General features: G+C 69.7%; 17 protein-coding genes. 1 reads left to right on the plus strand and 16 read right to left on the minus strand.

The annotated features are described in order from the left end of the window. Window positions 1–16: 16 nt before the first annotated feature. The 16 genes from lgt to hisD form a co-directional block, all read right to left on the minus strand. Window positions 17–1918 carry a prolipoprotein diacylglyceryl transferase gene (lgt, locus tag ACSUZC_RS14005; protein WP_439029140.1) on the minus strand — a complete coding sequence of 634 codons (1902 nt, stop codon included), beginning with the start codon at window positions 1916–1918 and terminating at the stop codon, window positions 17–19. Window positions 1919–2021: 103 nt separating this feature from the next. Then, entirely contained in the window at window positions 2022–2831 is an 810-nt protein-coding gene (trpA, locus tag ACSUZC_RS14010) for a tryptophan synthase subunit alpha (RefSeq protein ID WP_439029141.1), read from the minus strand. After that, window positions 2828–4171, minus strand: coding sequence for a tryptophan synthase subunit beta (gene trpB / locus ACSUZC_RS14015; protein WP_439029142.1), 1344 nt, complete (start codon window positions 4169–4171; stop codon window positions 2828–2830). The genes trpA and trpB overlap by 4 nt, the downstream gene beginning before the upstream one ends. A gap of 66 nt (window positions 4172–4237) precedes the next feature. Beyond that, the gene (gene trpC / locus ACSUZC_RS14020) at window positions 4238–5056 is read right to left on the minus strand and encodes an indole-3-glycerol phosphate synthase TrpC (protein ID WP_439029143.1); all 819 of its coding nucleotides are present in this window, start codon (window positions 5054–5056) and stop codon (window positions 4238–4240) included. A gap of 172 nt (window positions 5057–5228) precedes the next feature. Beyond that, window positions 5229–5954, minus strand: coding sequence for a TIGR02234 family membrane protein (locus tag ACSUZC_RS14025; RefSeq protein WP_439033125.1), 726 nt, complete (start codon window positions 5952–5954; stop codon window positions 5229–5231). Between the two features lie 26 nt (window positions 5955–5980). Further along, complete coding sequence (locus ACSUZC_RS14030) at window positions 5981–7573, minus strand: anthranilate synthase component I (protein ID WP_439029144.1); 1593 nt, start codon at window positions 7571–7573, stop codon at window positions 5981–5983. After that, window positions 7570–7749 (minus strand): tautomerase family protein, encoded by a 180-nt coding sequence (locus tag ACSUZC_RS14035; protein ID WP_004021167.1) that lies wholly within the window; start codon window positions 7747–7749, stop codon window positions 7570–7572. The genes ACSUZC_RS14030 and ACSUZC_RS14035 overlap by 4 nt, the downstream gene beginning before the upstream one ends. Window positions 7750–7823: 74 nt before the next feature. After that, the gene (gene hisI, locus ACSUZC_RS14040; protein WP_439029145.1) at window positions 7824–8264 is read right to left on the minus strand and encodes a phosphoribosyl-AMP cyclohydrolase; all 441 of its coding nucleotides are present in this window, start codon (window positions 8262–8264) and stop codon (window positions 7824–7826) included. A 43-nt stretch (window positions 8265–8307) separates the two neighbouring features. Then, entirely contained in the window at window positions 8308–9081 is a 774-nt protein-coding gene (hisF, locus tag ACSUZC_RS14045; RefSeq protein WP_439029146.1) for an imidazole glycerol phosphate synthase subunit HisF, read from the minus strand. Window positions 9082–9143: 62 nt separating this feature from the next. Continuing rightward, window positions 9144–9965 carry an inositol monophosphatase family protein gene (locus tag ACSUZC_RS14050; protein WP_439029147.1) on the minus strand — a complete coding sequence of 274 codons (822 nt, stop codon included), beginning with the start codon at window positions 9963–9965 and terminating at the stop codon, window positions 9144–9146. Beyond that, window positions 9965–10708 (minus strand): bifunctional 1-(5-phosphoribosyl)-5-((5-phosphoribosylamino)methylideneamino)imidazole-4-carboxamide isomerase/phosphoribosylanthranilate isomerase PriA, encoded by a 744-nt coding sequence (gene priA / locus ACSUZC_RS14055; RefSeq protein WP_439029148.1) that lies wholly within the window; start codon window positions 10706–10708, stop codon window positions 9965–9967. The genes ACSUZC_RS14050 and priA overlap by 1 nt, the downstream gene beginning before the upstream one ends. 48 nt (window positions 10709–10756) lie before the next feature. Further along, window positions 10757–11086, minus strand: a complete 330-nt coding sequence (locus ACSUZC_RS14060) for a hypothetical protein (RefSeq protein WP_439029149.1) — start codon at window positions 11084–11086, stop codon at window positions 10757–10759. Further along, on the minus strand, window positions 11083–11724 hold the full coding sequence (gene hisH, locus ACSUZC_RS14065) for an imidazole glycerol phosphate synthase subunit HisH (RefSeq protein WP_439029150.1): 642 nt from the start codon (window positions 11722–11724) through the stop codon (window positions 11083–11085). The genes ACSUZC_RS14060 and hisH overlap by 4 nt, the downstream gene beginning before the upstream one ends. Beyond that, entirely contained in the window at window positions 11721–12359 is a 639-nt protein-coding gene (hisB, locus tag ACSUZC_RS14070; RefSeq protein WP_439029151.1) for an imidazoleglycerol-phosphate dehydratase HisB, read from the minus strand. The genes hisH and hisB overlap by 4 nt, the downstream gene beginning before the upstream one ends. Beyond that, window positions 12356–13501 (minus strand): histidinol-phosphate transaminase, encoded by a 1146-nt coding sequence (locus tag ACSUZC_RS14075; protein ID WP_439029152.1) that lies wholly within the window; start codon window positions 13499–13501, stop codon window positions 12356–12358. The genes hisB and ACSUZC_RS14075 overlap by 4 nt, the downstream gene beginning before the upstream one ends. Further along, on the minus strand, window positions 13498–14841 hold the full coding sequence (gene hisD / locus ACSUZC_RS14080; RefSeq protein ID WP_439029153.1) for a histidinol dehydrogenase: 1344 nt from the start codon (window positions 14839–14841) through the stop codon (window positions 13498–13500). The genes ACSUZC_RS14075 and hisD overlap by 4 nt, the downstream gene beginning before the upstream one ends. Before the next feature lie 282 nt (window positions 14842–15123). Here hisD and ACSUZC_RS14085 point away from each other — a divergent pair, with 282 nt between their 5' ends. After that, window positions 15124–15444 carry a hypothetical protein gene (locus ACSUZC_RS14085; RefSeq protein ID WP_439029154.1) on the plus strand — a complete coding sequence of 107 codons (321 nt, stop codon included), beginning with the start codon at window positions 15124–15126 and terminating at the stop codon, window positions 15442–15444. Window positions 15445–15446 lie beyond the last annotated feature (2 nt).

Genomic DNA, 15446 nt, shown 5'->3' on the forward strand with positions numbered 1-15446 from the left:
TGTCAGAAGATGCCGGTCAGCGCTTGCCCTGATCGGCGGCCGGGCCGTCCTCGCCGGGCGTCGGGTCGGCGGGCTCGGTGCCGGTGGACTCGGTGGTGTCGGTGTCGGTGTTCTCGGTGTCAGTGTTCTCGGTGGTCTCGGTGTCGGTGCTCTCGGTGTCGGTGCTCGCGGTGTCGACGGGCGCCGCGGTGGCGGGCGCCGCCTCGGCGGACTCGTCGGCGTCAGGGTCGGCCTCGATACCAGCGGCTGATCCGGCGGCTTCGACCTCCGCGTCGGCGTCGACGTCTGTGTTCACTCCGCCATCCGTGGCGGCTTCAGCGGGCTCCCTGGCCTCGGGTTCGGCGGCCTCGGGTTCGGCGGCCTGGGGTTCGGTGGCCTGGGGTTCGGTGGACCCGGGTTCTGCCGCTGTTGCGGCTTCGGGATCGGCGGCCGCGAGTTCTGCCTCTGTTGCGGCCTCGGTCTCGGGTTCGGGCAGGGACTCGGCGTCGGTCCCGACGGACCCGTCACCGGTATCGGATTCGGGACGTGCCTCGGGCGCGGTCACCGCAACGTCAGCGGTCTCGGTGTCCTCGGCCTCGGAATCCTTGTTCTCGGAAACCTCGGTGTTCTCGGAAACCTTGGTCTCGCCGTCCGCGGCCTCGGTATCTGCGGCCCCGGCGTCTGCTCCCCCGGTATCTGCGGTCCCGGCGTCTGCTCCCCCGGTATCTGCGGTCCCGGCATCTGTGGGCACGGTGGCTGCGACCTCGGCCGAGCCCGTCGAGTCCGTTGTATCCGCAACCCCGTCGGCCGGTTCGTCTTCGACTGCCTCGCTCCCGGTCGTCATCAGGTGGTCCGGGGTCTGGTCGTCGTCGCCCGTGTCGTCGTCATCGAACAGCGACGACCCGCCGCTCCCGGCTGCGGCGGTCGCGACTGCGCCTGCTGCGGCCGGCGCAGTCGCGGTCGACGCGGGCTTCTCGGGTTCGAGGTCCTCGTCGTACCAGTCGTCGACGTAGCCCGCCACCCCCTGCTCCTCCAGCTCGGCAGCGCGGTCGTCGTGGTACATCTCGAGCCCTTGCTCACGTCCCTTGGTGGCCACCACGAAGTAGATGATCGCGCCGAGGAACACCAGGGCCGCGGTGAAGAGGTTGGGTCGGATCCCCGCGATGTCGTTGGCGACGGCGGCGCGATCGTCGCGGAGCAACTCCACGAAGAACCGGCCAAGGCAGTATCCGGCGACGTAGAGCGCGAACAGCCGGCCGTGACCGATGCGGAACAGTCGGTCGACGGCCACGAGCAGCACCACAATGAGAACGTTCCACAACAGCTCGTAGAGGAACGTCGGATGCACCACCGCGACGACGACGCCGTTGGACACGCCGTCGATCAGTCCGGGATCGGAGTATCCGGCGGCGTTCTCCCGCTCGTAGATCTCCAGTCCCCACGGCAACGTTGTCTCGCGGCCGTACAGCTCCTGGTTGAAGTAGTTGCCCAATCGGCCGATGGCCTGCGCCAACAGGATCGGCGGCGCGATGGCATCGCCGAAGGCGGGCAGTCGGATACCTCGCCTGCGCGCGCCGATCCAGGCACCGACCGCACCGAGCGCCACCGCTCCCCAGATCCCGAGACCGCCGTCCCAGATCTTGAGGGCGTCGATCGGTTCCTTGAGTGCATCGGACCCGAAGTAGGTCTTCCAGTCGGTGATGAGGTGGTAGAGGCGACCACCGAGCAGTCCGAACGGGACGGCCCAGATCGCGACGTCGAGTACCTCGCCGTCCTGACCGCCGCGGGCGATCCATCGCCGGTTGCCCCACCAGACCGCGACGATGATGCCGGCGATGATGCACAGCGCGTAGGCACGCAGCGGGAACGGTCCGATGTCCCACACACCCTGGGGCGGACTGGGAAGGTAGGCCAGCATCGTCGAACTCGGCGCGGTCACCGTGCCACCCTAACCGAACGGACCCGATGCCCAGCGCGGCCATCGGCCGCACTCGATGCCACGCACGCGCAATACCCGGCGGTGGTGCGGTCCGCGAGACGGGTCAGACGGAAGCGCGGCGTGAGCGCACGCCCTCGGCCAGCTCGGAGACCAGGGAGGCCAGACGATCCTGCCCCGCGTTGGCGGCTGTCACCAGGGCGGACCCGACGATGACTCCGTCGGCGTACGAGGCGATCTGAGCCGCCTGCTCGCGGTTGCGCACACCGAGACCGACGCCGATCGGGATGTCGGAGTGATCGCGGATCCGGGCGCACAGCTCGGGTGCCATGTCCGACACCGCATCCCGCGCACCGGTCACACCCATGGTGGACGCCGCGTAGACGAAACCACGTGAGGCGTCGACGGTCAGGGCGATCCGCTCGGTGGTCGACGACGGGGCGACGAGGTAGATCCGGTCGAGTCCGTGCGCGTCGGATGCCTCATGCCACTCCGCCCCCTCTTCCGGGATCAGATTCGGGGTGATGAGTCCGGCTCCCCCGGCAGCGGCCAGATCGCGGGCGAAGTTGTCCACCCCGTACTTGAGCACCGGGTTCCAGTAGCTCATGACGACGGCGGTGCCACCCGCCGAGGTGATCGCCTCGACGGCGGTGAACACATCACGAACGCGCACACCGTTCGTGAGGGCGAGGTCGGCGGCGTCCTGGATGGTCGGCCCGTCCATGACCGGGTCGGAGTAGGGCACCCCGACCTCGATGATGTCGCAGCCGGCATCGACCATCGTCGTGAACGAGGTCAGCGAGTCGTCGAGCGTCGGGAAACCGACCGGGAGATAGCCGATGAGCGCGCTACGCCCCTCCTCGCGGCAACGTGCGAAGACGGGACCGAGCTTCGACGGGGCGGTCTGTGTGCTCATGCATGCTCTCCCGGCTTGTGGACATCCGACGACTGCGAGATGGTGGCCTCGTCCTGGGAGGGCGGAGCGTCGAACAGTCCGAACCAGCGCGCCGCGGTGTCCACGTCCTTGTCGCCACGCCCGGACAGGCTCACGACGATGACCGAACCTTCACCGAGTTCCTGGCCCAGCTTCAGGGCACCTGCCACGGCATGAGCGGACTCGACCGCCGGGATGATGCCCTCGCGCCGGCTCAGCAGCGAGAGGGCGTCCATGGCCTCGGTGTCGGTGATGGGACGGTACTCCGCACGCCCGGTGTCCTTGAGGTAGGCGTGCTCGGGTCCGACGCCCGGGTAGTCCAGCCCTGCCGAGATCGAATGCGACTCGATGGTCTGTCCGTCGTCGTCCTGCAGCAGGTAGGAGTAGGCGCCCTGGAACGCACCGGGCGTCCCGCCGGTGAAAGTCGCTGCGTGACGGCCTGTTTCGACGCCGTCTCCGGCAGCCTCGAAACCGACCAGGCGGACACCTTCGTCGTCGATGAACGGGTGGAAGATGCCGATGGCGTTGGAACCGCCGCCGACACAAGCGGTCACCGCATCGGGCAACCGTCCGGCTTTCTCCAGGATCTGGACACGGGCCTCGAGGCCGACGACGCGCTGGAGGTCGCGGACCATGACCGGGAACGGATGCGGGCCGGCCGCCGTACCGAAGCAGTAATAGGTGTTGTGCGCGTTGGTGACCCAGTCACGCATCGCTTCGTTGATCGCGTCCTTGAGGGTCGCCGAGCCGTTGTCGACGGCGACGACCTCCGCGCCCAGCAGACGCATGCGGGCGACGTTGAGTGCCTGGCGATCGGTGTCGACGCGCCCCATGTAGATCACACACTCGAGACCGAGCAGCGCGCACGCCGTCGCGGTGGCGACGCCGTGCTGGCCGGCACCGGTCTCGGCGATGACGCGGTGCTTGCCCATCCGCTGAGCCAGGAGCGCCTGCCCCAGGACGTTGTTGATCTTGTGCGAACCGGTGTGGTTGAGATCCTCACGCTTGAGGAAGACACGTGCCCCACCCGCGAACTCCGACAGTCGCTTCGCCTCGTAGAGCGGAGACGGACGGCCCGCGTAATCGCGCTGCAGACGATCGAGTTCGGCGAGGAAGTCGTCGTCGGCGCGCATCTTCTGGAAGGTCGTGGTGACCTCGTCGATGACTGCCATCAACGCCTCGGGGACGTGCCGGCCGCCGTAGACGCCGAAATGTCCGTGCTCATCGGGCTCGATGGACGTGCGCGTCGTCAGACCGACGCTCGCCGGGGGCAGCACAGTGGTCTGGGCGGAAGCGGGGGGCGAATCAGGCTGAGGGGTCACTACATCTCACAGTCGATCGGGCCGACGACAACATGGGCCGAGATCGACCCGAAGGCGAAGGCGAAGTCAGCGAACGGGTTTCGGGCACGACGGGTGGGTACCGGCGGTGACGAGTTCGCGCACGGCGGCGCGGGGGTCACCACTGGTGACGAGACCCTCTCCCACGAGGACCGCGTCGGCGCCGGCGCCGGCGTAGGCCAGCAGATCAGCGGTACCGCGGACGCCGGATTCGGCGATCCGGATGGTCTCGGTGGGCAGCCCGGGAGCGATGCGCGAGAACGTGTCTCGCTCGACCTGAAGAGTCTTGAGGTTGCGGGCATTGACACCCACGACGGAGGCACCGGCCTCCAGTGCGCGGTCCGCCTCTTCTTCGGTGTGCACCTCGACGAGGGCCGTCATGCCCAGGCTCTCCGTGCGATCGAGCAGCGATGCGAGGACGTTCTGTTCGAGCGCGGCGACGATCAGGAGGATGACGTCCGCACCGTGCGCCCGCGCCTCGTGGATCTGGTAGGTGCCGACGATGAAGTCCTTGCGCAGCACCGGGATGTCGACGGCGGCGCGAACGGCGTCGAGGTCGGCGAGCGAACCGCGGAACCGCCGTTCCTCGGTGAGGACGCTGATGATCCTGGCGCCACCGTCCTCGTAGGCGCGGGCGAGCTCGGCGGGATCGCCGATGCTCGCGAGTTCGCCCTTCGACGGACTCGCGCGCTTGACCTCCGCGATGACGCCGATGCCGGGCAGCCGGAGCGCGGCGAGCGCGTCCTTGGGGTCAGGAGCCTTGGCAGAGGCCGCCTTGACGGCCGCGAAATCGACCACTGCCTCGCGGGCCGCGACGTCGGCCTTCACTCCCTCGATGATCGACTCGAGAACGTTGGGCATGCTCACAGCGACTGGCTCCCTTCCGCTCGTCGTGTGTTCTCAGGGTAGACCGGCCGTCCCGGCAACATACGGCCGGGTTGGCCGTTGACGTGTCCCACGACACCCTCCACCGCGACCGCCGTCACGTCGTCTCGCCGACCGCGGGCCACCCCACGCGAGGCGCCCGCCCGCGGCGTCGTCACTTGTCGCCGGAGTCCGAGGGCTCGGTCGGATCGATCCCGGTGTCGAGGGCGTCCCACATCATGCGTTCGTTCGCGTCCGGCTTCCCCCCTGGCGACGGTCTCCCGTCGGTCGACGCGCCCGAGGGGCCCGGTCCGGTTGTCGGCTCGGGCGACTCCGTCCCGGCGGACTTGCGCTTCTCGTAGTCGGCGAAGATCTCGGTCTCGATCTCGTCGCGGCGTGCGGCGGGAGTCCGGTACTTCGACGACAGCGTCGCGCCCTTGGCCACGCGCAGGAGCGCCACCGCGGCACCCACCGCACACAGCGTGCCGAGGAGGACGACGAGCGCGGCGATCGTGTTGGTGTCGATGTAGAGCACGATGTACCGATCCGGGATGCTGCCGGCGTCTGCGGCGTAGTCCGAGTCGGCACCGCCGGTGATCAGGGAGATCGCCGGGAATGCTGCGAGCACGCCGCCCGCCGCGACCAGCAGGGCGACGGCACGCAGTGCCCAGCCGCGAACCGACAGGGCTGCCGCGATGCCGGCGAGGTAGACCAGGGCCAGCGGTGTGAGCCACGGACTCCAGTCCCCGCCGTTGACCTCGAACGCGCGTTGCGGTGACAGACCGTCCTCGGCCGAGATCGTGGCCCAGGTCATGCGGCTCGATCCCCAGAACGCGGCGGCGGTGGCGGCCATCAGGAGGGCCGCGATCATCTGCAACCGTCGAACGGCCTTGCGGCGCATGGTCTCGGGATCGGGTGGTGACGTGGTCACGAGGTCTCCCCCACTCGGCGCATCGTTGCGGCGGCAGCGACGGCGTTGAGCACCGCCGTGGCCTTGTTGCGCGCCTCGTTGTACTCGTATTCGGGTTCGCTGTCGGCGACGACGCCGCCGCCGGCCTGCACGTAGGCGGTGCCGCGCGCGAGCAACGCGGTGCGGATGGCGATCGCGGTGTCGGCGTTGCCCGCGAAGTCGATGTAGCCGACGATGCCGCCGTAGAGACCCCGGCGCGTCTTCTCGTGTTCGTCGATCAGTTCCATCGCCCGCACCTTCGGCGCTCCGGTCAGCGTCCCGGCCGGGAAGCACGCGGTCACCGCGTCGAGCGCGTGCTTGTCGTCGCGCAGCGTGCCCGACACCGTCGACACCAGGTGCATGACGTGGCTGTAGCGCTCGATGTGGCGGTAGTCGCTGACCTTCACGGTGCCGGGAACGCAGACCCGTCCGAGGTCGTTGCGCCCGAGGTCGACCAGCATCAGGTGCTCGGCGTTCTCCTTCTCGTCCTCCAGGAGGCCTTTGCCGAGGAGCTGGTCCTCTTCCTCGGTGGCACCCCGCCACCGGGTGCCGGCGATGGGATGCGTGGTGGCGATCCGGTCGGCCACCGTGACCAGGGCCTCGGGACTGCTGCCGACGATGGTGAACGGCTTCCGGGCGATGGCGTCCGGCGAGCCGGTCTCGCTGTTCTCCTCGGTACCGGGCATACGCAGCAGGTACATGTAGGGGCTGGGGTTCGACGCGCGCAGCACCCGGTAGACGTCGAGCGGGTCGGCATCGGAGTCCATCTCGAACCGCATCGACGGAACGACCTGGAACGCTTCGCCCGCCTCGATCTCACCCACGAGCGCGGTGACGATCTCGCTGTACTCGTCGAGGGATCGCTGCGCGCGGTAGTCGGGCCGCGGGCGGTCGAAGGTGGACACGGTCGAGGGCGCGGGAGCCGCGAGGGCCTCGGTCATCCGGTCGAGGCGTGCGACGGCGTCGGCGTAGGCGTCCTCGGCCCGCTCGTCGGAACCGTCCCAGTTGACCGCGTTGGCGATGAGCGTGATCGTGCCCTCGTGGTGGTCGACCGCGGCGAGGTCGGTGGCCAGCACCATCATCATGTCGGGCAGACCGAGGTCGTCGACCGTCGTCTCGGGGAGCCGTTCGAGGCGCCGGACCATGTCGTAGGCCATGAATCCGACGAAACCGCCGGTGAGCGGCGGCATGTCCGGCAGCGGATCGGTCTGCAGGAGGCGCAGCGACTCGGCGAGGACGTCGAGGGCGTCGCCACCCTCGGGGGCGCCGACGGGCACCGAGCCCCACCAATGCGCCTGACCGTCGACGACGGTGAGTGCGGACGGGGCACCGGCACCGATGAACGACCAGCGCGACCACGACCGGCCGTTCTCGGCCGACTCGAGCAGGAAGGTCCCGGACCTGTCGCCGGCGAGTTTGCGGTAGGCCGACAGTGGCGTCTCCGAATCCGCCAGCACCTTGCGGGTGACGGGGACGACCCGGTGGTCGCGGGCGAGGTCGAGGAACTCCGACAGGGACGTGGTGGCCGAGCCCGCTGTCCCGGCCCGCCCGCCCGCGGTGGTGGCCGTCATCCGAGCGGCTCGCCGCCGACGCCCCACTGGTTACGCGGCACCTCGGTGATCGTCACCCAGACCGAATCGGGGTTCTTGCCGGTGGCCTTGGCGTACGCCTCGGTCACCGCCGCGATGGTCTCGCGTTTGACACGATCGGACAGTCCCGGCGTCTGCGAGATCTGGATGAGGGGCATGGACGCACCGCCTTTCGAAGGTCTCGAGCTCTGGCGGGGCCCCGGGTTCGCGACCCGGGACCCGTCTCACCGCTCTATTGTGCTGGGTCGGCCGGTCCGCGTCCGGCGTCGACCCCGGAAGTACCGCCCCGGGCACCGAATTCCAGCGGCTCGGTGTCGAATTCCAGCGGCTCGGTGTCGAATTCCAGCGGCTCGGTGTCGAAGCAGCTGTGGTTTCCGGTGTGGCAGGCCGCGCCGACCTGATCGACGACGAGCAGCACCGTGTCACCGTCGCAGTCCAGTCGCGCGTCGTGGACGTACTGGGTGTGGCCGCTGGTCTCGCCCTTCACCCAGTACTCCTGGCGCGACCGGGAATAGTAGGTGCCCTTGCGGGTGGCGAGGGTGCGCTCGAGGGCCACGTCGTCCATCCACGCCACCATCAGCACCGTTCCGGTGCTGCGTTCCTGCGCCACCGCCGTGAACAATCCGTCGGCATTGCGCTTGAGACGTGCGGCGAGATCCGGGTCGAGGGTCATCGGCGGACTCCCTGTTCGGCGCGTCGGACGCGGCGTCCGGCGCTCATCGGACGGTGATCCCGGCGTCGTGCATCGCGGACTTCACCTGGGCAACCGTCAGTTCGCCGAAGTGGAACACCGACGCGGCGAGGACGGCATCGGCACCGGCGTGCACCGCGGGGGCGAAATCCTCGACGCGTCCCGCACCTCCGCTGGCGATCACCGGCACCGAGACCGCCACGCGCACGGCGCGGAGCATGCGAAGGTCGAAGCCCTGCTTGGTGCCGTCGGCGTCCATCGAGTTCAGCAGGATCTCCCCCACTCCGAGATCCTGTCCGCGGCGTGCCCATTCGACGGCGTCGATACCGGTGCCCTTGCGGCCGCCGTGTGTCGTGACCTCCCAGCCCGACGGAGTCGGCTCGGAACCGTCGGGAACGGTGCGAGCGTCGACCGACAACACGATGCACTGCGAGCCGAAGCGGCGGCTCATCTCCGCCAGGACCTCGGGACGGGCGATGGCAGCGGTGTTCACGCTCACCTTGTCGGCACCGGCACGCAGCATGGTGTCGACATCTTCGACGGTACGGATACCGCCGCCGACCGTGAGCGGGATGAAGACCTGATCGGCGGTCCGCTTGACGACCTCGATCATCGTCGAACGTCCCGAACTCGAGGCGGTGACGTCGAGGAAGGTGAGTTCGTCGGCGCCCTCGCGGTCATAGCGCTCCGCGAGTTCGACCGGGTCGCCGGCATCGCGCAGGTTCGCGAAGTTGACGCCCTTGACGACGCGGCCGTCGTCGACGTCGAGACACGGGATCACCCGCGTTGCCAAGGTCATCGGGACTCCATCGCCGGATGGGTGTACATCGGAACCGGTAGCTGCATCGGGAGACCGGACGTTCATTCCGACCACTCCTCGATCGTCTCGTGGATGACGCGCATCAATCCGGCGTGGACGGTGGGGGTGCCCGCGACGAGCGACGGTGACGACACCGTCCACGGCCGGCCCGCGATGTCGGTGGCCACGCCCCCGGCGGCGCGGACGAGTGCGGCGCCTGCCGCGTTGTCCCACGGGTGCCTGCCGAACGCGATCGCGCCGCCGAACACACCTGCCGCGGTGAAGGCCATGTCCACACCGGTGGAGCCGGTCATCCGGATCCGCGCGGCGCGGGTGCTGAGTTCGCGCAGGAGATCCGCGCGGCGGGTCCCGGGGTAGCGGCCACCTCCGCGGGCGTCGAAGGGACCGAAAGCGACGGCCGCCTCGGACAATTCCATGTCGGGAGCGGGGGCGACGGGTGTGCCGTCGAGCAACAGCGGCCCGTCGACATGCGCCGCATAGCGGCGGCCCACCAGCGGCAGCCAGGTCAGACCGAGGGTCGCCTGGCCGTCGACGACGAGGCCGAGGAGGATGCCGGTCAGCGGCATCCCGGCGGAGTAGTTGAAGGTCCCGTCGATCGGGTCGAGCACCCACACCGGGCCGTCGACGACGTCGGCGCCGCCGAATTCCTCACCGTGGACCGGTATCTGGGTGCGATCGGCGAGCGCCGCGCCGATGTGGCGTTCGAGATCCAGGTCGATCTGGGTGGCGAAGTCGGTCCCGCCCTTGTCCACGGCACTCGGCGCGCCCTGGCCGTCGACGAAACGCTCGACGGCGTCGTCGAGGATCGACCCGGCGGTGTCGAGGAGCCGAGGGAGATCGAGGGTGGTGTGCGATGCGGTCATCAGGCCTCGGCGACCGCCGTGAGGGCCTCGGGCAGCGTGAACCGGCCCGCGTACAGCGCCTTGCCGACGATCGCACCCTCGACGCCCTGCCCGGTGAGGCCGGCGATGGCGACGAGGTCGTCGATGGCGGAGACGCCACCGGAGGCGACGATCGGCGCGTCGGTGGCGGCGGCGACCTCGGCGAGCAGTTCGAGGTTGGGGCCGGCCAAGGTGCCGTCCTTGGACACGTCGGTCACCACGTAGCGGGCGCAGCCATCGCGGTCGAGCCGCTCGAGAACCTCCCACAGGTCGCCGCCGTCGGTGACCCACCCGCGACCGCGCAGGCGGTACGACGCGCCATCCCTGATGACGTCGAGCCCGACCGCGATGCGGTCACCGTGCTCGGCGATCGCGCGGGCACACCATTCCGGGTTCTCGAGGGCGGCGGTGCCGAGGTTCACCCGGGTGCATCCGGTGGCGAGCGCCGCGGCGAGCGAGTCGTCGTCGCGGATGCCGCCGGACAGCTCGACCTTGACGTCCAGTTCCCCGACGACCCCGGCCAGCAGATCGCGGTTGTCGCCGCGCCCGAAGGCGGCGTCGAGATCGACCAGATGGATCCACTCCGCGCCGTCGCGCTGCCACGCCAAGGCGGCGTCGCGCGGGGAGCCGTAGGAGGTCTCCGTGCCGGCCGCGCCCTGGACCAGGCGGACTGCCTGCCCGTCGGCGACGTCGACGGCGGGAAGGAGTTCGAGGGTGCTACCCATGGGTGAGTCGTTTCCTTGTCTGTATGCGTGTCGAGCGGTCGTTCGGTGTCACTCCGGGGGCTGGAGTGGCGGGCGCGGGCCGCGGACGTGCCCGGCCCGCTCGGCGAGCAGACCCGCACGGGCCCGGTCCACCATGCGGTTGGCAACGGTACCGATCGCGGCGATCATCGCAGCCACCGCCACCAGCGCGGCGACGAGTCCGGCGATCGGTGACCAGTGTGCGCAGAGGACGATGATCGGCACCGACACGACGAGCACCAGCACGCCTGCACCGAGAGCGTAGAAGGCGAGTTTCGCGATCGAGAAATCGCTCGATCCGGACCGGCCGGGGTCGGCCGGGGACTCGCCGTCGTCGCGACCCGGCGCGGCCCCGGTCATGAGAGTCCCCGCACCCAGTTCTCCAGCAGGTGGGCTCCGGCGTCGCCGGACTTCTCGGGGTGGAACTGGGTGGCCGACAGCGGCCCGTTCTCGACCGCGGCCAGGAAGCGACCACCATGATCGGACCAGGTCAGCTTGGGTGCTCGCAGGGGCGACCCGACGTTGTCCATGTCCCACGTCTGCGCGGCATAGGAGTGCACGAAGTAGAAGCGGGTGTCGGCATCGAGTCCGTCGAACAGCACCGAGCCCTCCGGGGCGTCGACGGTGTTCCACCCCATGTGCGGGAGCACCGGCGCCGGCAGCTGGGTCACGCTGCCCGGCCACTCCCCGCAGCCGTCGGCTTCGACACCGAACTCGACGCCGTGCTCGAACATGATCTGCATGCCCACGCAGATGCCGAGCACCGGGCGGCCGCCGGCGAGACGGCGGCCCACGATCCGGTCGCCCTTGACCGCGCGGAGCCCTTCCATGCAGGCCGCGAACGCGCCGACCCCGGGCACGACCAATCCGGTGGCCTCGAGTGCGGTGGTGAAATCGGAGGTCACCGTGACCTGTGCCCCGGTCCGTTCCAGCGCACGCTGCGCCGACCGCAGGTTGCCCGACCCGTAGTCGAGGATGGCGACGTCGGCGGTGGTCACAACGCCCCCTTCGTCGACGGCACACCGGTGACGCGCGCGTCGTATTCGGTGGCGGCGCGCAGGGCGCGGGCCACGGCCTTGAACTCGGCTTCGGTGATGTGGTGCTGGTCGCGGCCGTACAGGACACGGACATGCAGCGCGATGCGTGCGTTGAGCGCGATCGACTCGAAGACGTGCCGGTTGATGACCGTCGAATACGGCACTCCGGGGTAGCCCCCGATCACGGCGGTCAGCATGTGGTCGGGTTCGCCGGTGTGTACGCAGTACGGACGGCCCGAGACGTCGACGACCGCCTGGGCGAGTGTCTCGTCCATCGGGATCCAGGAGTCACCGAAGCGGCGGATGCCCTTCTTGTCGCCGAGAGCCTGGCCCAGCGCCTGGCCCAGGACGATCGCGGTGTCCTCGATGGTGTGGTGCCCCTCGACCTCGATGTCGCCGTCGGCCTTGACCGCGAGGTCGAAGCTGCCGTGCTGACCGAACGCGGTCAGCATGTGGTCGAAGAACGCGATGCCCGTCGAGATGTTCGTCACGCCGGTGCCGTCGAGGTTCAGCTCGACGGAGATCGACGACTCCCGGGTGGTCCGTTCGACCTTCGCGATACGTGGTGCCCGGCTCTCGGATGCGGGGTTGCTCACTGGGTGTTCTCCAGATCTGTGGTGGCGAGCGTGCGGCTGACGTCGAGGAAGGCGTCGTTCTCGTGCGCGAGTCCGACGGTCACCCGGAGGTGGCCGGCGATCCCGACGTCGCGGATGAGGACGCCTTGGTCGAGGTAACGCTGCCACGACGCTGCCGCATCCCGGAAACCACCGAACAGCACGAAGTTCGAGTCGGACTCGACCACGCGGTACCCGGATTCGGTCAGCGCGGCGACCACACGCTCGCGTTCGGCGATGATCGCGGCGACCCCGGCGAGGGTGTCGTCGCTGTGCCGAAGGGCCGCGCGCGCAGCAGCCTGGGTCAGCACGGACAGGTGGTAGGGCAGCCGCACGAGCTGGATGGCGTCGACGACGGCCGGCGCCGCGGCGAGATAACCGAGGCGTCCGCCGGCGAAGGCGAACGCCTTGCTCATGGTGCGGCTGACGACGACCTTCGACGGGAACTCGTCGATGAGCTCGACGGCGCTGGGCGCCGCGGAGAACTCCGCGTACGCCTCGTCGACGATCACGATGCCCGGTGCGGCCTCGACGATCCGGCGGAGATCGGCGAGCGGGATCGAGCCGCCGGTCGGGTTGTTGGGCGAGGTCACGAAGACGACGTCGGGCCGCCGGTTGGCGACTTCGGCGACCGCGTACTCGGTGTCGAGGGAGAAGTCGCCCGCCCGCGCGGCGACCAGCCAGGTGGTGTCCGTGCCGTCGGAGATGATCGGGTGCATCGAGTACGACGGCACGAACCCGAGCGCGCTGCGTCCCGGCCCGCCGAACGCCTGCAGCAGCTGCTGCAGGACCTCGTTGGAACCGTTTGCCGCCCAAAGGTTCTCGACGCCGAGGCGAACCCCGGTCGCCCGGGTCAGATACGCCGCCAGGTCGGCACGCAGAGCGACGGCGTCGCGGTCGGGGTAGCGGTGCAGTTCGGCCGCCGCGTCCCGCACGGATGCGGTGAGGTCGTCGATCAACGCCTGCGACGGGGCATGCGGGTTCTCGTTGGTGTTGAGGATCACCGGCACCTTGAGTTGCGGCGCTCCGTAGGCGGTCTTGCCGCGCAGGTTCTCGCGCAGGGGCAGATCGTCGACGGCGATCGCGCTGCCCGGCGCGCCCGTCATCGGATCGGCGGCCGTCATCGGTCCGCGCTCCCCACGAAACGCTGCTTGACCGCGTCGCCGTGGCCGGGCAGGTCCTCGGCGTCGGCCAGGGTCACCACCTTGTCGGCGACCTCCCGCAGCGCGGCCTCGTCGTAGTCGATGACGTGGACGCCCTTGAGGAACGTCTGTACCGACAGGCCTGAGGCGAACCGCGCCGAACCCGACGTCGGCAGAACGTGATTGGAGCCGGCGCAGTAGTCACCGAGACTCACCGGGGCGTACGGGCCGACGAAGATCGCACCTGCGTTGTGCACGCGGTCGGCGACCGCTGCGGCGTCGCGCGTCTGGATTTCGAGGTGTTCGGCCGCGTAGGCGTCGACGACGGCCAGCCCGGCCTCCAGGTCGTCGACGAGGACGACACCCGACTGGTCCCCCGACAGCGCCGTCGTGACCCGCTCACGGTGCTTGGTGGCGGCCACCTGGGTGTCGAGCGCGGCGTCGACGGCGTCGGCGAGGTCGGCGCTGTCGGTGACGAGCACCGAGGCCGCGAGCACGTCGTGTTCGGCCTGGCTGATGAGATCGGAGGCGAGGATGCCGGGATCGGCGGAGTCGTCGGCGAGGATCGCGATCTCGGTCGGGCCGGCCTCGGAGTCGATGCCCACCACGCTGCGGCAGAGGCGCTTGGCGGCGGTGACGTAGATGTTGCCCGGACCGGTGATGAGGTCGACGGGGTCGAGAACCGCGTTCGGGACATCGGCCTGCGCGGTGTCGACACCGCCGTAGGCGAGCAGGGCGACGCCCTGGGCGCCGCCGACCGCCCACACCTCGTCGACGTCGAGGAGCGCGCAGGCGGCGAGAATGGTCGGGTGCGGCCATCCGCCGAAGTCCTTCTGCGGCGGTGAGGCGACGACCAGCGAAGCGACCCCGGCCTCCTGGGCGGGCACGACGTTCATGATGACCGAGGACGGGTAGACGGCGTTGCCGCCGGGGACGTAGAGGCCGACGCGGCGGACCGGGATCCACTTCTCGCTGACGACACCGCCGTCGACGACCTGCGTGCGGGTGGTCTCACGGCGCTGGTCGGCGTGGACCGTCCGCGCGCGCCGGATGGATTCGCGTAGCGCGTCGGCCACCTGCGGGTCGAGCTCGGCGAGGGCGTCGGCGATGACCTGCGCGGGCACCCGTACGGATGCGGGACGGACGCCGTCGAACTTCTCCCCGAAGTCGAGTGCGGATGTGCTGCCGTTCTCGGCGACCGCATGCACCACCGGCGTCACCGTGTCGAGGACGGCGTTGACATCGGTGCCCCCGCGGGGCAGCGCACGACGCAACTCGGCGAGCGTCGGCGTGCTACCGCGCAGGTCAATTCGGGCGAGCATGATCTCTCCTGGTGGCTGCGGATTTACCCGACAAGGATACGTGTCGGATGCCAGCGGGTTTCTGGTGCGGGTGGTGCGACGGTCCTCCCCGCGAGAGCTGCGGCAGTATGGTCCGCCATCCGGACGACACTGCCGCAACAATCCGCCGAGCTCCCGAACCGTCGACCGTGCGCCGTTTTCCGCCGACCGTGCGCCGCTTTCCGCCGACCGTGCGCCGTGTTCCGTCGAGTGTGCGCCGTAACCCTCTCGCGCGACCAGCTTGTCGCGATTACCCTCCGACGCGTGTCCGAACCACAAGTGCCGCTGTCCCTCTGCTGCCTGCTCTGGGCGCACGACGGCGCGGCCGACGCCCTGACCCGATACGAGGACACCGTTCTCGGTCTGCTCCCCGAACACGGCGGCGCGGTGCTCAACCGGGTGGTCGGCGACGGACACGACGGCACACCACACGAGGTGCAGATCCTGCGCTTCGCCGATCGCAGCGCACTCGACGCCTATCTCGCCGACCCACGCCGCGCGGCGCTCGGGGGCGAGCGAGATCGGGTGATCGCCCGTACCGAGGTCTTCGAGGTCGACGTCCGAACGGGCGGCGCAGATAGCTGAGC

The sequence above is a fragment of the Gordonia terrae genome (genome assembly GCF_051789125.1).
GTDB lineage: Bacteria > Actinomycetota > Actinomycetes > Mycobacteriales > Mycobacteriaceae > Gordonia > Gordonia terrae_A.

Coding starts and splice junctions, on each gene's coding strand:
- trpA (WP_439029141.1), bottom strand. CDS start 2,831: ATGAGCACACAGACCGCCCCGTCGAAGCTCGGTCCCGTCTTCGCACGT.
- ACSUZC_RS14025 (WP_439033125.1), bottom strand. CDS start 5,954: ATGCGCCGCAAGGCCGTTCGACGGTTGCAGATGATCGCGGCCCTCCTG.
- ACSUZC_RS14030 (WP_439029144.1), bottom strand. CDS start 7,573: ATGACGGCCACCACCGCGGGCGGGCGGGCCGGGACAGCGGGCTCGGCC.
- ACSUZC_RS14035 (WP_004021167.1), bottom strand. CDS start 7,749: ATGCCCCTCATCCAGATCTCGCAGACGCCGGGACTGTCCGATCGTGTC.
- hisI (WP_439029145.1), bottom strand. CDS start 8,264: ATGACCCTCGACCCGGATCTCGCCGCACGTCTCAAGCGCAATGCCGAC.
- hisF (WP_439029146.1), bottom strand. CDS start 9,081: ATGACCTTGGCAACGCGGGTGATCCCGTGTCTCGACGTCGACGACGGC.
- ACSUZC_RS14050 (WP_439029147.1), bottom strand. CDS start 9,965: ATGACCGCATCGCACACCACCCTCGATCTCCCTCGGCTCCTCGACACC.
- priA (WP_439029148.1), bottom strand. CDS start 10,708: ATGGGTAGCACCCTCGAACTCCTTCCCGCCGTCGACGTCGCCGACGGG.
- ACSUZC_RS14060 (WP_439029149.1), bottom strand. CDS start 11,086: ATGACCGGGGCCGCGCCGGGTCGCGACGACGGCGAGTCCCCGGCCGAC.
- ACSUZC_RS14075 (WP_439029152.1), bottom strand. CDS start 13,501: ATGACGGCCGCCGATCCGATGACGGGCGCGCCGGGCAGCGCGATCGCC.
- hisD (WP_439029153.1), bottom strand. CDS start 14,841: ATGCTCGCCCGAATTGACCTGCGCGGTAGCACGCCGACGCTCGCCGAG.